The organism is Streptomyces sp. NPDC057137, assembly GCF_042670825.1.
In the GTDB taxonomy this organism is placed as follows: Bacteria; Actinomycetota; Actinomycetes; order Streptomycetales; family Streptomycetaceae; genus Streptomyces.
Map to the genome: position 1 here is coordinate 190,235 of NZ_JBHUUW010000004.1, position 14,728 is coordinate 204,962.

General features: G+C 70.6%; 16 protein-coding genes. 4 read left to right on the top strand and 12 right to left on the bottom strand.

Annotated elements, in window-relative coordinates:
* Positions 1-134: 134 nt before the first annotated feature.
* Positions 135-1,445, bottom strand: a complete 1,311-nt coding sequence (locus ACFT9I_RS05840) for a helix-turn-helix domain-containing protein (RefSeq protein ID WP_382561179.1) — start codon at positions 1,443-1,445, stop codon at positions 135-137.
* 275 nt (positions 1,446-1,720) lie between these two features.
* Between ACFT9I_RS05840 and ACFT9I_RS05845 the strand changes: the two genes are divergently transcribed.
* The 4 genes from ACFT9I_RS05845 (at position 1,721) to ACFT9I_RS05860 (ending at position 5,045) form a co-directional block, all read left to right on the top strand.
* Positions 1,721-1,858, top strand: coding sequence for an albusnodin family lasso peptide (locus tag ACFT9I_RS05845; protein ID WP_382561180.1), 138 nt, complete (start codon positions 1,721-1,723; stop codon positions 1,856-1,858).
* Positions 1,859-1,932: 74 nt separating this feature from the next.
* On the top strand, positions 1,933-3,753 hold the full coding sequence (locus tag ACFT9I_RS05850) for an albusnodin/ikarugamycin family macrolactam cyclase (RefSeq protein ID WP_382561182.1): 1,821 nt from the start codon (positions 1,933-1,935) through the stop codon (positions 3,751-3,753).
* Positions 3,746-4,477: a lasso peptide biosynthesis B2 protein gene (locus ACFT9I_RS05855; protein WP_382561184.1), complete on the top strand. Its 732-nt coding sequence runs from the start codon at positions 3,746-3,748 to the stop codon at positions 4,475-4,477. Before ACFT9I_RS05850 ends, ACFT9I_RS05855 begins: the two co-directional genes overlap by 8 nt.
* A gap of 13 nt (positions 4,478-4,490) precedes the next feature.
* Positions 4,491-5,045, top strand: a complete 555-nt coding sequence (locus tag ACFT9I_RS05860; RefSeq protein ID WP_382561254.1) for a GNAT family N-acetyltransferase — start codon at positions 4,491-4,493, stop codon at positions 5,043-5,045.
* Between the two features lie 55 nt (positions 5,046-5,100).
* On the opposite strand, the gene ACFT9I_RS05865 is transcribed toward ACFT9I_RS05860, so the two are convergent.
* From ACFT9I_RS05865 to ACFT9I_RS05915, 11 genes are all read right to left on the bottom strand, one after another.
* Positions 5,101-5,910 carry an alpha/beta fold hydrolase gene (locus tag ACFT9I_RS05865; protein WP_382561186.1) on the bottom strand — a complete coding sequence of 270 codons (810 nt, stop codon included), beginning with the start codon at positions 5,908-5,910 and terminating at the stop codon, positions 5,101-5,103.
* A gap of 81 nt (positions 5,911-5,991) precedes the next feature.
* Positions 5,992-6,777 carry an SDR family NAD(P)-dependent oxidoreductase gene (locus ACFT9I_RS05870; protein WP_382561188.1) on the bottom strand — a complete coding sequence of 262 codons (786 nt, stop codon included), beginning with the start codon at positions 6,775-6,777 and terminating at the stop codon, positions 5,992-5,994.
* 137 nt (positions 6,778-6,914) lie between these two features.
* Complete coding sequence (locus ACFT9I_RS05875) at positions 6,915-7,583, bottom strand: hypothetical protein (RefSeq protein ID WP_382561190.1); 669 nt, start codon at positions 7,581-7,583, stop codon at positions 6,915-6,917.
* 1 nt (position 7,584) lies between these two features.
* On the bottom strand, positions 7,585-8,118 hold the full coding sequence (locus ACFT9I_RS05880; RefSeq protein WP_382561192.1) for an RNA polymerase sigma factor: 534 nt from the start codon (positions 8,116-8,118) through the stop codon (positions 7,585-7,587).
* A gap of 166 nt (positions 8,119-8,284) precedes the next feature.
* The gene (locus ACFT9I_RS05885) at positions 8,285-8,944 is read right to left on the bottom strand and encodes a hypothetical protein (RefSeq protein WP_382561193.1); all 660 of its coding nucleotides are present in this window, start codon (positions 8,942-8,944) and stop codon (positions 8,285-8,287) included.
* 43 nt (positions 8,945-8,987) lie between these two features.
* Positions 8,988-9,650, bottom strand: coding sequence for a hypothetical protein (locus ACFT9I_RS05890; protein ID WP_382561195.1), 663 nt, complete (start codon positions 9,648-9,650; stop codon positions 8,988-8,990).
* A 52-nt stretch (positions 9,651-9,702) separates the two neighbouring features.
* Complete coding sequence (locus tag ACFT9I_RS05895; RefSeq protein ID WP_382561197.1) at positions 9,703-10,524, bottom strand: hypothetical protein; 822 nt, start codon at positions 10,522-10,524, stop codon at positions 9,703-9,705.
* 228 nt (positions 10,525-10,752) lie between these two features.
* Positions 10,753-11,955, bottom strand: coding sequence for a serine hydrolase domain-containing protein (locus tag ACFT9I_RS05900; RefSeq protein ID WP_382561199.1), 1,203 nt, complete (start codon positions 11,953-11,955; stop codon positions 10,753-10,755).
* Between the two features lie 45 nt (positions 11,956-12,000).
* A complete protein-coding gene (locus ACFT9I_RS05905; protein WP_382561201.1) occupies positions 12,001-12,771 on the bottom strand; it encodes an energy-coupling factor ABC transporter ATP-binding protein in 771 nt (256 codons plus the stop codon).
* On the bottom strand, positions 12,768-13,529 hold the full coding sequence (gene cbiQ, locus ACFT9I_RS05910; protein WP_382561203.1) for a cobalt ECF transporter T component CbiQ: 762 nt from the start codon (positions 13,527-13,529) through the stop codon (positions 12,768-12,770). The genes ACFT9I_RS05905 and cbiQ overlap by 4 nt, the downstream gene beginning before the upstream one ends.
* A 1-nt stretch (position 13,530) precedes the next feature.
* Complete coding sequence (locus ACFT9I_RS05915) at positions 13,531-14,640, bottom strand: energy-coupling factor ABC transporter permease (RefSeq protein WP_382561205.1); 1,110 nt, start codon at positions 14,638-14,640, stop codon at positions 13,531-13,533.
* Between the last annotated feature and the right edge of the window lie 88 nt (positions 14,641-14,728).

Sequence of the window (14,728 nt, forward strand, 5' to 3'; positions counted from 1 at the left end):
CATATGTCAGGCTGTTGAGGGACTGCCACCCAAGCAGTGTCTCCAGCAACCGTTCCAGGGGGCTTCAAGCGCTCCGCGCACCAACTACCGGCACGACCGGCACCCCGAGACCGGTTCTTCTCACAACCAGTGATTCACACGGCGCGAGCATGGACGGCCGCGACCAGCCGGCGCACGCTGCCGATGTGAGGATGCCGTTCGGCGAGTTCGGTGACGATGGATCGGATACTCGGGCGGTCGCGGACTTCGGCGGGCGCTTCCCGATAGGCGGAGAGCAGGGCGATCGCGGTGTCCTCCGGCTTGCCCCACAGCCACCAGGCCCGCGCCATATCGGTGTGCAGACGGCCACGGCGTTCGGCGGTGCGGAACTGGCCCGGGGCGAGGTCCTTGCCCGCGTGGACAGCTGCACCGGCATCGCCGAGTCCCCACAGGACCCCGACCTTGTACAGGGCGACGGAGGCCGGGGTGACGCTGAATGTCCGCGAGTGCCCCGGCTCGTCGGGAAGGAGCCTCGCGGCTCTTTCCGCGTCGCCGATCATCTCCAGCGCGCGGTCTCGGTCTCCTGCTTGCCCGGCCGCGTAGGCCACGGTGCAGAGCATCTGCGCGAATGCCGCGGCCTGAGCTGAGGTTTTCAATCCAGCGGCCTCGACCTTCGAGGCGGCGTGGAGGGTGACGCGTTGTGCGGTCTCGGCTCGATCTTCGTGGCGCAGGACAATGCTGAAGGCGCGGGCGGAGGACGCGGCGGCCAGCGGAGATCCGGACAGCTGGGAAAGGATGTTGGACCGGTCGGCGGTGATCCTGCCGGCCGAGTAGCGCCCGATCTTGGACAGAGCCTCGGTGGCCAGGTCATAGCAGGCAGCGAGCTGTACATAAGTGTCGGCATCGCCCCTCTCTGCACGCGCGTGTCCGATCGCGAGGAGGTTCGGCAGGGCCAGGACGAGCCTCTTGTGGTCGCCGACATCGAAGAGGGCTTGGGCCCGCCGGTACTGGGTGATCAGGTTCGCGGCCGTGGGCGCCGAGGTCGGACTCGGCAGGAGAGCGAGGGACTCGTCGAGTCCGTTCAAGATGGTCAGCGGCACGGCGAGACCTGCGGCTCGCAGCAGAGAACGGCGCCTCATCGGGTCCTCTTCGGCTTCGGTGTGCCTTCCAGCATTGGCGGCAACCTTAGTGCGCGAAGTGAGGGCCACACGGAGCACCGCGGCAAGTGCGCCCGGGGGGATTAACAGGACCTGCGCGAAATTCCGGATCATGTCGAGGTCGGTGGCGCTGCGGTGCGCGGTCTCCAGCCGGGAGACGGCCGACGCCGAGTAGCCGGTCGCCTTGCCCAGGTCGATCTGCCGCCATCCAAGTTCGATACGGGCCCATCTGATCAGCCCTCCGACGTCGCCTGCGTCGATCAGTGCCCGCGCTCTGGGAGAGCCCCAGTTCGGTGCGTGTGCGTGCATCGCGTCCCCCGGCCGAACCAGACAATAGCCAACTCACGGTAGGCGGGCGGCGACTGTGCGTCGAGGACGTGTGCGCGATACGCAAGTGCTGTGCGCCCAGCGGGAGACGGCTCGCGACCAGGAGGCGTCTGCGGTGTTCTGGATCTGCGCCGCCCGTACAGGCCGCAAGGCGCCCTGGGCCGCTCTTTCCGAACGGCGCGGCGGCCCAGGACCGACCGGAGGTTCGTTGGCCGGCGTGCACGTCCGTCCCTTCGTACCCAGAGAGAGGAATGACCATGGACAACCCGCTCACGACCTGGAACACGATCATCGACGACGAAGTCCTGCCGATCGAGATCGGGGACGCCGCCGAGCTCACCGAGGGCCAGGGCGGCGGCCAGAGCGAGGACAAACGACGCGCCTACAACTGCTGACCCCCTGCGCGGTGGTGCGGACCTCTGGGGCCGCACCACCGCGTGCCGTGAGTGGACCACACAGGAGGCAACCAATGATCTTCGGAGGATTCAGCGCGGAGCACGAGCGTCTTCGCCCCGAAGGCGCCGCGTACATCAGCCCGAACTCGTCGACATGGAAGCTCACGGGCGCCCCGGTGCGATACGTCGAAACTCGGGACGGGAATCGGAGGGTCCTCGTCCTGGGTACGTGCGGCGCCACCAGCGCCGAGCTGAGCCGCTTGGCCGACGCCGGACTACCGGTCGATGTGTCCTGGCGGTGGCCCGGCACGTACGCGATTGTCGAGGAGAGTCCACATCGCGTGGTGCTGCACACCGACCCGGCCGCCGCCCTGCCTCTCTACGCGACCCCGTGGCGGGGACGTTGGGCCTGGTCCAGCTCTGCGCGGATGCTCGCCCGTCTCACCTCGGCATCCATCGACATCCGGCGCCTGGCCTGCTCCGTCCTGGCCCCTTCGGTGTCGGCCCTGACCGGATCGAGGACCTTCTTCGCCGGCATCGAGCAACTTCCCCCGGGAAGCCTGATCGAATTGCCCGGCGACAGCGGCCGACCGCAGTGCACCGTACGGTGGCGCCCGGAGCCGGTCTCCGGAGATCCACACCTCCGTCTTCGCGACGTGCTGACCAAGGCGGTGGCCCTGCGCGTGCGCTGCGATCCGGACTTGTCCTGTGACCTGTCGGGCGGTCTGGACTCCACTACGCTCGCCGTTCTCGCCGCGAACGCACTGCCAGGTTCACGCCCGCTCAACGCCATGACCGTGCACCCCGAGGGCGACACGGAAGGGGCGGATCTCCACTACGCGCGGCTGACCGCGGCGGAGCACCCCGACCGCATCAGCCACCATCTTGTCCCGCTGGGGCCCAAGCATCTGCCCTACACCCGTATCACGGACGTCCCGGCGACCGGAGAGCCGGCGCCCTCGACGCTCACCCGCGCCCGCCTGTCCGCGCAGTTCCACTGGATGCGCCAACACCTCGACGGCCGGACCCATTTGACCGGCGACGGCGGCGACAGTGTCCTGTTCCAGCCGCCCGCGCACCTCGCCGACCTCATCCGCCACCAGAAGTGGCGTCGCGCGGTGACCGAAGCCCTCGGCTGGGCGCGGCTGCGGCACACTGCTGTCGCACCCCTGCTGCGCGACGCGGTGGTGCTGGCCCGCACCAATCGGCGTACGGCGCTGCAAGACCTCGCCCGAACCATCGGCTCCCCGGGCCACGACGGTCTCGACCGAGGAAACGTCCGCTGGTTCGCGCTCCGGGCGTTACCCACCTGGGCTACCCCCGCAGCCCGCCGGTTTCTGCTCGACGCGGCCACCGAGGCGCTCGACACCGAGGACGCTCTTGAGGGTCTGGACATCTCGGTACGTGTCCTGGTCGATGAGATCCGAGAGGTTGCCCGAAGCGCCACCGCCGATACCGAGCTCGCCGCTGCCTGCGGCATCACCTTGCACAACCCGTTCCTCGACCCTCTCATCGTGGACACACTCCTTCGAACCACGATGGACGACCGCCCGCCGATCCATACCTACAAGCCCGTACTGGGTCGCGCGATGAGACACCTGCTCCCGTCGGCCGTCGCCACCCGCACGACCAAGGGCAGCTTCAACGCCGACCACTACGCCGGACTCCGGGCGAATCTTCCCGACCTCCTGTCACTTGCCGACGGCCACCTCGTCACCCTCGGCATCCTGGAGCCGGACCCATTTCGCCGGCATCTACGCCAGGCCGCCGCAGGCGTCCCGATGTCTCTGGCCACGATCGAACAGGCCCTGACAGCCGGAGCCTGGCTCCACGCCCACCGCGCAGACCCCGGACCGGGATGGACCACGGAGCCGTGGAGGAGCGCTCATGTCTGAGCTGCCGAGCTTCGCGACCGCGCCGTGTCACGTCCGGGCCCTGGACTTCGGACACGTACTGGTCCTCATCGACTACCGGACCGGACACGTCCAGTGCCTCATGCCTGCCGCCGCGACCCTGTGGAAGGACGCCGCCGACACCGGCCGCATCGACGCCATGGACCCCACCATGGCCACGCGACTCCTCACCAGCGGTCTGCTGCTCCCGGCGCCGTCCCCGATCCCGTGGAGCGCGCCCACCACGGCCCTTCCCGCGAAGGCGAGTTGGGGAAGTGCCGAACACCCTGCCGGGACCGTCCGGCCTCCGCGCGCTCGCCGTGGTGCCATCGGCGCAGCTGCCGCTCTGGCGTCCGTCGCCGCCATCAAACAGGCAGGACCAAGAGGGTTGGCAATGCACCGCCTCACCACCGCTCTGAACGCCGCCGCGTCAAGGTGTTGCCGACCGGCCACCCCCGCTCAGGCCCAGGCGGCCGCTCTCGCCGTGCGTCGAACGGGCTGGTACTTCCCGGGACGTACCGCCTGCCTGGAGGAGTCCGCCGCCACCGCTCTGCAATTGGCCGTGCGGCGGTTGTCCGTCACCTGGTGCCATGGCGCCGCGCCGGACCCCGTGCGGCTGCACGCCTGGGTGGAGACTGAGGACGGCACCCCCGTCGCCGAACCTCCCTCAACTCTCGCCTTCACGCCGGCACTCACCATCGGAGACCGTCATCAGCACCAGCAGTGAGCCGATCCTGTGGATCAGCGACGACACCTGCGCTCTCGGCCCCTACCGCGCCGACCTGGTCGAAACGTACTGGCGCTGGGAGCAGGACCCCGCCCTCCTGGTCGGCTACGGACGCCAGAGCCCCGAGTCGCTCGAAGCCCGGACCGAAGGCATGGCTCACCAACTCCGAGGCGAGAACATCCGCTTCACGATCTACGACCTGAGTTCCGGCGCCCCGACGCCTGCCGGAGTCGCGACGCTCCTGCCGGACCATTCCGTACGGACCGCCGAATACGTGATCATGCTTGCCTCCGAAGCCCGCGGCCATGGCCTCGGCACCGCGGCCACCAGGCTCACCCTCGACTACGCCTTTCACATCACCAACCTGCGAATGGTCTGGCTCAAGGTCCTCGCCCCGAACACCGCGGGGATTCGCGCGTACGAGAAATCCGGCTTCCGTGTCGCCGGGACGCTCCGCGAGGCGGGTTACTGGCTCGGTGAGGTCTGTGATGAGGTCGTCATGGACGCACTTGCCAAGGAGCACACCAGCACGTCGGCCGTACGGAAGGCGTTCGACCAGGGCCGCTGAGGGTTGGCCCAGCGCTTCGGGACCCGACGGCCATGGCCAAGCCCCAGCTCCCGCCTCACCCTACGAGCACCTTCCGCAGCACCCCCGCGAACTCCCCCGGCGCCTCCACGAACCCGCCGTGCCCGCCCGGGAATTCGGCCGGCTGGGAGCCGAGGCGGCCGGCCAGTTCCGTCGATGTGCGGTACGTGAGCAGCGGGCCGGACGTCGCGCCGATGCCGATCACGACGCGGGCCGGGCCGGCCTTCAGCGCGTCGATGTCCGGCAAGTACCGGGCGGTGCCGCGCAGTTCGTGGCCGAGGAAGCGGGCCCCGTCCGCCAGGTCCTGGGCGGACGGCTCGCCGGGGGGCTCGGCGGGAGCGCCCTGCGCGCCGGTCTGCATCCCGGAGGTGGCCATGAACTTCGCGAACGCCGGGCCGACACCCTCCCGGTGGAACGTCTCGACGATGTCCTCCGTCTCCGCGCGCCGCTCCGCCACGTCGGGCAGCAGTTCCAGCACCGGCGGCTCGTGCGCGACGAGTGTCCGTACCCGTGCCGGGTGCCGGGCGACCAGCGCGAGGCCGGTCACGGCGCCGCCGCTGCTGCCGAACACCTGGGCCGAACCGGCGCCGAGGTCGTCCAGGATCGCGGCGAGGTCGTCGGCGCGCAGCTCGGGGGTGGAGTCCTGCTCGGGGTCGTCAAGCGTGCTGCCGGAGATGCCTCTGGGGTCGTGGGTGACGACGGTGTACTCGTCGGCGAGCGCGTCGGCCAGCGGCGCGAAGTGCGCGGCGCTCATGGGCGCGCCCATGAGCACCAGCACGGGGCCGGAGCCCCGTACCTCGTAGTGCAGGTGCGCGCCGGGGACGTCGAGCGTGTGGGTGGTGACCATGGTGGGGGTCGTCCTTCGGTGGGAAGCAGTACCGGGAAGTGGTGGCGATGATGTACGTACGACCCCGCCCGGCGCCGAAACTCATCGCTCCCCGGGCACCGGCGCCCCCGCGAGGGCGTCGCGCAGCCCCACGTTCGCCGACAGGATCCCGCCGTCCACCGGCAGCGTCACCCCCGTGATCCATCCCGCGTCCGACGAGGCCAGGAACGCCACCGCCGACGCGACGTCGTCCGGCAGTCCCACCCGGCCCGCCGGGTAGTGGGGCGCCGCGCGTTCCAGGTTGGCCTCGCGGCCCTGCCAGCCGTCCGTGCGGATGGTGCCGGGGGCGACGAGGTTGACGCGGACCCCGCGCGGCGTCGCGTGGCCCGCCAGGGTGCGGGTCAGGCTCGCGAGGCCCGCCTTCGCGGCGCTGTAGGCGTGGTTGCCGAAGTCCTGCTCGCCGTTGACCGAGCCGATGCTGACGATCGCGCCGCGCCCCGACGCCGCCAGGTGCGGCAGCGCCGCCCGCGCGCAGCGGAAGGCGCCGGTCAGGGTCAGATCGAGGTCACGGGCCCAGTGTTCGTCCGGTTCGTCCTCGAAGAGCGGCGTGTCCGGGGTGCAGGAGTACGCGTTGTTGACCAGCACGTCCAGCGAGCCGAAGCGCTCGACGGCGTACGCCACGGCCGCCTCGACCGAGGCGCGGTCGCCCACGTCGCACACGTACGACTCCGCGCCGTCGATCAACTCCGCCGCCCGCTCGGCCCGTTCACCGTCCACGTCCGTGATCAGCACCCGCCCGCCCTCGGCGGCCAGCCGCCGCGCGACGGCCTCGCCGATGCCGCGTCCGGCTCCCGTGATCAGTACGCCGTGATTCTCGAACCGGCTCATGCCCATCGTGATCGCCTCATGCCCATCGTGATCGCCCCATGCTCATCGTGATCGCCTCATGTGCCGATCATGAAGCCGACCGGACGGCCCGCACCAGTGCCTGTGCTCGCGGGACTGACGGGGATACGCCGCCCTCGTCAGTCCTGCGGGGTGCGCCAGTACTCCGGGCACTCCGTCTTCTTCGCCAGCGGCAGATAGTGATCGAGAATCTTCCGCTGGCCCTCCAGTTGCTTCCCGGAGAACCCGTACGCCTCCAGATCACGGCGGAGCGGCACGGTCAGCAGTACCCGCACTCCCTTCCGCCAGGGCTCCTGGACCTGGGCCACCGCCGGGTCGACCAGGTCGAGTTCGATCCGGTCGGCGCCGCTCCCGGGCTTGATCCACTCCTGGACGTCGAAGGAGACGAGGAGCCTGCCGTCCTCCGGTGCGTCCCGTACGGCCACCACGACGGCCTCGACGATCAGGCGCGCACAGGCGATGCCCTCCTGGTTGGACTGCCCCATCCCGTCCGAATCGGGGCGACCATTCCCACCGTCGGGGAGCGTCAGAGTCAGCATCCCGGCGCAGAGCGCCGCCGCGCCCACGAGCGCCCCGACGAGCAGACCCTTCCGGCGGCGTCGGCTCCGCCGCACCCGCACCCGCACCCGCACCGGTGCCGGCGCGGCCGTGAGCGGCTCGGTACGGGACGCCTCGTCGCCGATCAGCGTGAGGGCCAGCCGCAACCGCTCGCCCTCGGCTTCCGGCAATTCCTGTTCCGCCGACTCGGCTCCCGTCGACTCCGGTTCCGTCAGCTCCGGATCGGACATGTCAGATCACCTCCATGTCGCTCAGCCTCGTCCGCATGGCCGCGACCGCCGTGTGCAGCCGGCTCTTGACCGTGCCCTCGGGGATGTCAAGAAGCAGTGCGATGTCCCGTACGGTCAGATCCGCGTAGTACCGCAGCGTCAGCACCTGCCGTTGCGCCGTCGGCAGCCCGTCGAGCCCGTCGGCGACGCTCAGCGCGAGGACCCGGTGTTCCTGCGGGTGGTCGGCCGGCGGGCGGCGCAGCCAGCGGGCGGCCAGCCGTTCGCGCAGGCCGGCCTCCCTCGTACGGGACCGGTGCCAGTCGACGGCCACCCGCGAGGCCACGACGGCGACCCAGGCGGCCTGGTCACGGATCGCGGCCCGCTCCGGATTCGCCCGCTCCTCCAGGAGTTTGAGTCTCACCTGCTGTACGCCGTCGTCGAGTTCACCCCACGGCACCCCGCCCATGAGGAGTACGGCACGCGCCCGCCCGATGCCGGTGTCGTCGTCGAGTACGGCCCTTGCCGACTCGCCCGGTCCCGCTTTCCGCTCAGTCATCCGCAGCCCTCCTCGGCAGCTCCTGAGACTTCGACGCGGCAAGCCCGGCAAACGTTCATCTCGCCGAGAAGGCCGAAGAGGAGGACGGCTGTCGTACGCCGCCCTCCCCCACCCGCCGCCCTCCCCCACCCGCCGCTCGCCTCGGCACGAAGCGAGCCGACAGGGCTCAGTACGTAAGGTTGATGTTGTCGCGGTTGTTGGCACCCAGCCTGTCGCCGGTGCCTGACGGCGTCTTCAGGCAGCCGAGCCGGCTGTCCGTCTGGGACAGCTGCGGATGCGCGTTCCTGCCGTGTGTGAGACCGACAGCGTGCCCCGTCTCATGGCAGGTGGTGCCGTAGTCGTACTCGCCTCCGCCCAGGATGCGGATGTACTGCTGGTCGCAACGGAGGCTGTCCGCCGCGTCGTTGCAGAAGGTGGCGCCGACGGAACCGGAACCGACGCCGATCCCGCTCTCCTCGTAGACGATGTCCGTCTCGGCGCTCCCGCTGAACGCCGGCGTCGAGTCGTACGCCACGCTGAGATCGGTCGGCGAGTACTCGTCCGCCATGACCAGGCGGACCACGGCCCTGTCGACCTCCTCCAGCTCGTTCGTACCCCCACTGTCCATGTAGTAGCTCAACGCGGCGTTGTCCGTCTGGCAGTTGAGCACCCCGTCGGGGCCGTTCTCGTCGTGACACGCGGGCACCGTGGCGCCGGTCGGGACCATGTTGTCCGTCACCGCCGCCCACGCCACCCCCGCCCCCACACCCAGCACGACAATCGCCGCCCCCACCGCGAACGGCTTGGTCACCACACGCCGCACCCCGCCGGCTCTTCCTACTGACACAGCGACTCCTCCGTCTCCTCGGACCTCGTGTCCTTGGCCTGGCTCAGTAAGTGAGGTTGATGTTGTCGCGGTTGTTCGCGCCCAGTTTCGCGCTGTTGGGCGCTGGATTCGCCAGACAGCCCAATCGGCTGTCCGTCCTGGGCACCTGTGGGTGCGCCTGGTCGCCGTGCGTGAGACCGACGCCGTGCCCCGTCTCGTGACAGGTGGTGCCGTAGTCGTACTCACCTCCGCCGAGGATGCGGATGTACGTTTGGTCGCAACGAAGACTGTCCACCGCGTCGTTGCAGAACGTGGTGCCGACAGAACCGGAACCGACGCCGATCCCGCTCTCCTCGTAGACGATGTCCGTCTCCGCGGCCCCGCTGAACGCCGGCGTCGAGTCGTACCCCACGCTCAGATCCGTCGGCTCGAACTCCGCCTCCATGACGGTGCGGACCACGGTCTTGTCGAACTCCTCCAGCGCGTTCGTACCACCACTGTCCATGTAGTAGCTCAACCCCGCGTTGTCCGACTGACAGAGCGCCTTCCCGTCGGGCATGCTGCCCTCGTCGTGACACGCTGTCTGGCCGGCACCGATCGGAACGATGTTGTCCGTCACCGCCGCCCACGCCACCCCCGCCCCCACACCGAGCGCGACAATCGCCACGCCCACCGCGAACGGCTTGGCCACCGCACGCCGCACCCCGCTGATCGTCACCCCTGACACAACCGTCTCCTCACGATGTCGCAACGCGCCCGAAAAGCCCTGCTCCGCATGCTCATGCGCACGCGGCCTTGGCGGAGTCGGCGGTCTTCGTCAGGTACCCGTCGGTGGGTACGGGCTTGGCCGCCTTCAGCGCCGACACCAGCGCCGACTCGGGCTGCCCCGCCAGCACCTCTTCGACCACGGCTTCGGCCTCGATCCCCTGCGCGCGCGGTGCCTTCGCCCGGGACACGCTCTGCGTACGGCCCGCCTGCTCGCCGTTGCCGATCACACCGCCGTCGTACGGCAGCTCCGAACCCGCACCCAGTCCACGCCATTGGGCGGGCACGGTCTCGTCGCCCTCGGAACACCGTGCCTCGTCCCACTCCATCGCCAGGATGTAGGTGTGGCCGACCTCCATCCGAGGCCGGTCCGCCACCACCATCTCGCGGCGATCGGCCAGGTTCGACTCCGTGAAGTGCCAGCCCAGGGCGGAGGAGTTCCAGGTCGCCGGCGCCGGCTTCGCCGCGTCCGCACGCGACCACAACACCTTGTCGATCTTCAGCATCACGTTCCGGCCGACAATGCCTTCACCACGCTCGATCTCGTGCGCCTGCGGCGCGATCTCCGACTGGGACGTCGCGGTCACCACGACGACATGGTCCGCGTACGTGACCCACTCACCCGCCGTCCAACTGGGCAGGTTGTCCTCGGCCTCGACCGCCACCGGCCCCGTATTGACCCCCGGCGCCGCCTTCGCGGCAGCGGCGGCAGCCACCTCGGCCCCGCCCTCACCACCGTCACCCGGTGCCAGCACCAGCACCGTCACCACCGCCACAGCGGCCGTGGCCGTCAGCGCGGCCGCCGCGTCGCGAACCCGGCGCATCCTCTGAGCCATGTGTTCTCCCCGTGTTGATCCGTACATCTGTACGAATGGTCACGGATCCTAGAACGACGGATGCGCCCTTCCGGCCCTCAATTCACAAGTGCGGCAACGGTGTTGGATTTAGGAAACAGTCAGTGACGGGCGGATGGGCGACAGATGAACCGCCAAATCTCGATCTATCGTCAGGAGCGGTGACAGATCCCACCATCCCGCACACATACGGTAGTTGTGTGATTGCGGTCACACACTTCCCCGAACGGCCCGCACCAGGGCCTGCGCCCGGGGATCCGCCGTCACTCCCTTGCGCATGCCGTTGGTGACATAGCCGAAGGCGATGCCCGACTCGGGGTCGGCGAAGCCGAGTGAGCCGCCGCGACCCGGGTGCCCGAACGAGCCGGGGCCCAGCAGCGGCGCGCCCGAACCGTGCAGCATGAAGCCGAGCCCGAAGCGCGTGCCGACGACCAGCACCCGGTCGGGGCCCGCCGATTCCTCGGTACGGGCGGCGGTCAGGGTCGCCGGGGCGAACAGCCGCTCGCCGCCCCGGTAGCCGTGCCCGGGGCCGTCCACCGGGCCGATCATCGCCGCGTAGCACCGCGCCAGCGCACGCGCGGTGGAGATCCCGCCGCTCGCGGGCAGCTCGGCGGCGCGGTACGCGGCGCTGTTCTCGTCCGGCGGCGGATCGATCGCGCCGAACGCCCGCCGGGTGAGCGATTCGGGGTCCTTGTACGCCTCCGAGACCGAGCGCTTGGCGCGCAGCCGCAGCTCCCCGCCGACCCCGGCCGGCTCCTCGATCCGCCCGATACGGCCCACCCGGTGCGCCTCGTCGGCGGGCAGCCCGATCCAGAAGTCCAGGCCGAGCGGACGGGCGATCTCGTCGGCGATCCAGCGGCCGACGGACCGTCCGGTGACCCGCTTCACCAGCTCGGCGATCAGCCAGCCGTAGGTGTGCGCGTGGTAGCCGTGATCGGTGCCCGGCTCCCACACGGGCCGCTGCGCGGCGAGCGCGTGCGCGCCCGACTCGCCGTCGAGGGCCTCGGCGGGGCTGAGCGGCCGGTCGAGCACGGGCACGCCCGCGCGGTGCGACAACAGGTGCCGTACGAGGACCCGTTCCTTGCCGGCCGCCTTGAACTCCGGCCAGTACGTGCCCACGGGCGCGTCCAGGTCGATCCGCCCGCGCTGGTGCAGCAGAAGCGGTACGGCGGCGGCGACACCCTTCGTCGCGGAGCGCACGACCTGCGCGGTGTCGACGGCCCACGGCTCCGCGCCGTCGAAGTCGCGTGTGCCGGCCCACAGGTCGACGACCTTGTGCCCGTGCCGGTAGACGGCGACGGCCGCGCCCCGCTCACCGCGCTCCTGGAAGTTCCGTACGAAGGCGTCCTTGACGGGTTCGAAGCCCGCGGCCACCGTGCCCTGGACGTCATCGACGCCTGCCATCCCGCTCATGTCTCCATGGTGCACGGTTCACGGCGCCGGCAGGGCCACCGGGGTTCACCGCCTCGCGACCGTCGTGGGGTCGAAACCGAACGGCAACTCCAGCCGGTGCGCGCCCATCAACTCCGCGTCGCCGAGCAGCTCGGGCGTCGGCCCGTCGGCCGCGATGACGCCCTCGCTGAGGATCACGGCGCGCGGGCACAGTTCCAGCGCGTACGGCAGGTCGTGCGTGACCATCAGGACGGTGACGTCCAACGCCCGCAGGATGTCGGCGAGTTCGCGGCGTGACGCGGGATCGAGGTTGGACGAGGGCTCGTCGAGTACGAGGATCTCGGGCTCCATGGCCAGGACCGTCGCGACGGCGACCCGGCGGCGCTGCCCGAAGGACAGATGGTGCGGCGGCCGGTCCGCGTACTCGGCCATGCCGACCTGGGTGAGCGCGGCGACGACCCGGGCCTCCAGCTCCGCGCCGCGCAGTCCGGACGTCGCGGGGCCGAAGGCCACGTCCTCGCGCACCGTGGGCATGAACAACTGGTCGTCGGGGTCCTGGAAGACGATGCCGACGCGGCGGCGGATCTCGGCGAGGTGCTGCTTGGCGACGGGCAGCCCGGCGACGGTGACGGACCCGGCGCCCGCCGTGTGGATGCCGTTGAGATGCAGGACGAGGGTGGTCTTGCCCGCGCCGTTGGGTCCGAGCAGCGCGACGCGCTCACCGCGCGCGACGGTCAGGTCGACACCGAAGAGGGCCTGGTGGCCGTCGGGGTACGCGTAGGCGAGCCCGCGCACTTCGAGGGAGGGCGGCGGCTGTTCCTGGGACTGCGTGCTCATAGCGTCCAGCCAAGCAGACAGACCGCGAGCGCCGAGAGGGGGAGTGCGGCTGCCGACGTCCACTGCGCGCGGGACGCCGTCATCTCGTCGATGACCGGCATCGTGCCCGTGTAGCCGCGGCTCATCATCGCCAGATGCACCCGCTCCCCGCGCTCGTAGGAACGGATGAACAGCGCGCCGGCGGATTTGCCGAGCACACCCCAGTGCCGTACGCCGCGTGCCTCGAACCCGCGCGAGCGGCGGGCGATCGACATCCGGCGCAGCTCGTCGGTGATCACGTCGCCGTAGCGGATCATGAAGGACGCGATCTGGACGAGCATCGGCGGGAGCTTGAGCCGTTGCAGCCCCAGCAGCAGCGCGCGCAGTTCGGTGGTGGAGGCGAGGAGTACGGAGGCGGCGACGCCCAGGGTGCCCTTGGCCAGCACGTTCCAGGCGCCCCACAGGCCGGGGACGCTCAGGGACACCCCGAGGAACTGGACCTGGTCGCCGGGCACCACGAACGGCATGAGGACGGCGAACGCCACGAACGGGACCTCGATCAGCATCCGGCGCAGCAGGAAACCGGCCGGGACGCGGGCGAGCACGGCGACGCCGGCGAGCAGCGCCGCGTACAGACCGAAGGCCCACACCGCTTCGCGCGGCGTGGAGACCACGACGAGCACGAAGCACAGGACGGCGGCGAGCTTGCAGTGCGGCGGCAGCGCGTGGACCGGGGAGTGGCCGTGCCGGTAGAGCTTGTGGGCGTGGCCCGCGCCCATGTCAGGCCCGCTCGGCGGAGGCGGACGCGGAGGGCCCGGAGGAGACCGGCGCGTTCTCCGTCGTACGGCGCCGGTGCACCACATAGAAGATCCCGCTGCCCACGACGACCGTCGCGCCGACGCCGATCATGCCCGCGAGGCCGCCGGAGAGCCGGGTGTTGGAGATGTCCTTGATGCCGTAGTCGGCGAGCGGCGAGTCGGCGGCGGCGTGCTCCTCGACCTTCTTGTCGATGCCCTTGTCGGCGGCGACCTTCTCCAGGCCGTCGGGGTTGGCGGAGGCGTAGAAGGAGACGACCCCGGCCAGCAGGAGGGCGGTGCCGAGCCCGGCCGCCAGCAGCCCGCGCGGTGAGCGGGAGGAGGCCGGGGCCGCCGCGGGTACGGCGGCAGCCGGCGCGTCGACCAGTTCCCCGTCCACCCGCAGCTTGAGCGGCGCCGCGAGCCCGCGCGCCCCGTGGACCAGGTCCGGCCGTACGGCGATGACGGCCCCGACCGTCAGCGCGGTGATCGCCGCCTCGCCGATGCCGATGAGCACGTGCACGCCGACCATCGCGGTGAGCACCTTGCCGATCGGGATGTGCGTGGTCCCGCCGATCGCGTAGAGGAGGGTGAAGGCCGCGGCGGCGGCCGGCACGGACACCAGCGCGCCCACGAACGCGGACACGGTCACCGAGCGGCGCCCCCGCGGCAGGACACGGAGCAGGCCGCGGAAGATCCCGTACGAGACGATCACCGTCACGACGCCCATGACCGTGATGTTCACGCCGAGCGCGGTGAGCCCGCCGTCGGCGAAGAGGATGCCCTGCATCAGCAGCACGACGGCGATACAGAGGACCCCGGTGTAGGGGCCGACGAGTATCGCCGCGAGCGCCCCGCCGAGCAGATGCCCGCTGGTGCCGGCCGCGACGGGGAAGTTCAGCATCTGTACGGCGAAGACGAAGGCGGCGACGAGGCCCGCGAGGGGCGCGGTGCGTTCGGCGCCGTGGCCCTCGGCGAGCGGTCCGGCGCCCAGTTCGCGGCGGGCGCCGCGCAGGCTGACCGCCACGGCTCCGGCGGCGACGACGCCGGCGGCGGCCGACACCGGCAGGTTGATCATTCCGTCGGGGACATGCATGGCGGGCTCCGCTTCCGGCAGGCGTGGTGAACCGCTCGAAGTGAACCGTTCGAATAGATAGTCCTCTCTTGCGAACGAGTTGCAAGAG

Coding starts and splice junctions, on each gene's coding strand:
- ACFT9I_RS05880 (WP_382561192.1), bottom strand. CDS start 8,118: ATGACTGAGCGGAAAGCGGGACCGGGCGAGTCGGCAAGGGCCGTACTC.
- cbiQ (WP_382561203.1), bottom strand. CDS start 13,529: ATGGGCGCGGGCCACGCCCACAAGCTCTACCGGCACGGCCACTCCCCG.
- ACFT9I_RS05845 (WP_382561180.1), top strand. CDS start 1,721: ATGGACAACCCGCTCACGACCTGGAACACGATCATCGACGACGAAGTC.
- ACFT9I_RS05840 (WP_382561179.1), bottom strand. CDS start 1,445: ATGCACGCACACGCACCGAACTGGGGCTCTCCCAGAGCGCGGGCACTG.
- ACFT9I_RS05870 (WP_382561188.1), bottom strand. CDS start 6,777: ATGAGCCGGTTCGAGAATCACGGCGTACTGATCACGGGAGCCGGACGC.
- ACFT9I_RS05905 (WP_382561201.1), bottom strand. CDS start 12,771: ATGAGCACGCAGTCCCAGGAACAGCCGCCGCCCTCCCTCGAAGTGCGC.
- ACFT9I_RS05865 (WP_382561186.1), bottom strand. CDS start 5,910: ATGGTCACCACCCACACGCTCGACGTCCCCGGCGCGCACCTGCACTAC.
- ACFT9I_RS05915 (WP_382561205.1), bottom strand. CDS start 14,640: ATGCATGTCCCCGACGGAATGATCAACCTGCCGGTGTCGGCCGCCGCC.
- ACFT9I_RS05900 (WP_382561199.1), bottom strand. CDS start 11,955: ATGAGCGGGATGGCAGGCGTCGATGACGTCCAGGGCACGGTGGCCGCG.
- ACFT9I_RS05850 (WP_382561182.1), top strand. CDS start 1,933: ATGATCTTCGGAGGATTCAGCGCGGAGCACGAGCGTCTTCGCCCCGAA.
- ACFT9I_RS05875 (WP_382561190.1), bottom strand. CDS start 7,583: ATGTCCGATCCGGAGCTGACGGAACCGGAGTCGACGGGAGCCGAGTCG.
- ACFT9I_RS05895 (WP_382561197.1), bottom strand. CDS start 10,524: ATGGCTCAGAGGATGCGCCGGGTTCGCGACGCGGCGGCCGCGCTGACG.
- ACFT9I_RS05855 (WP_382561184.1), top strand. CDS start 3,746: ATGTCTGAGCTGCCGAGCTTCGCGACCGCGCCGTGTCACGTCCGGGCC.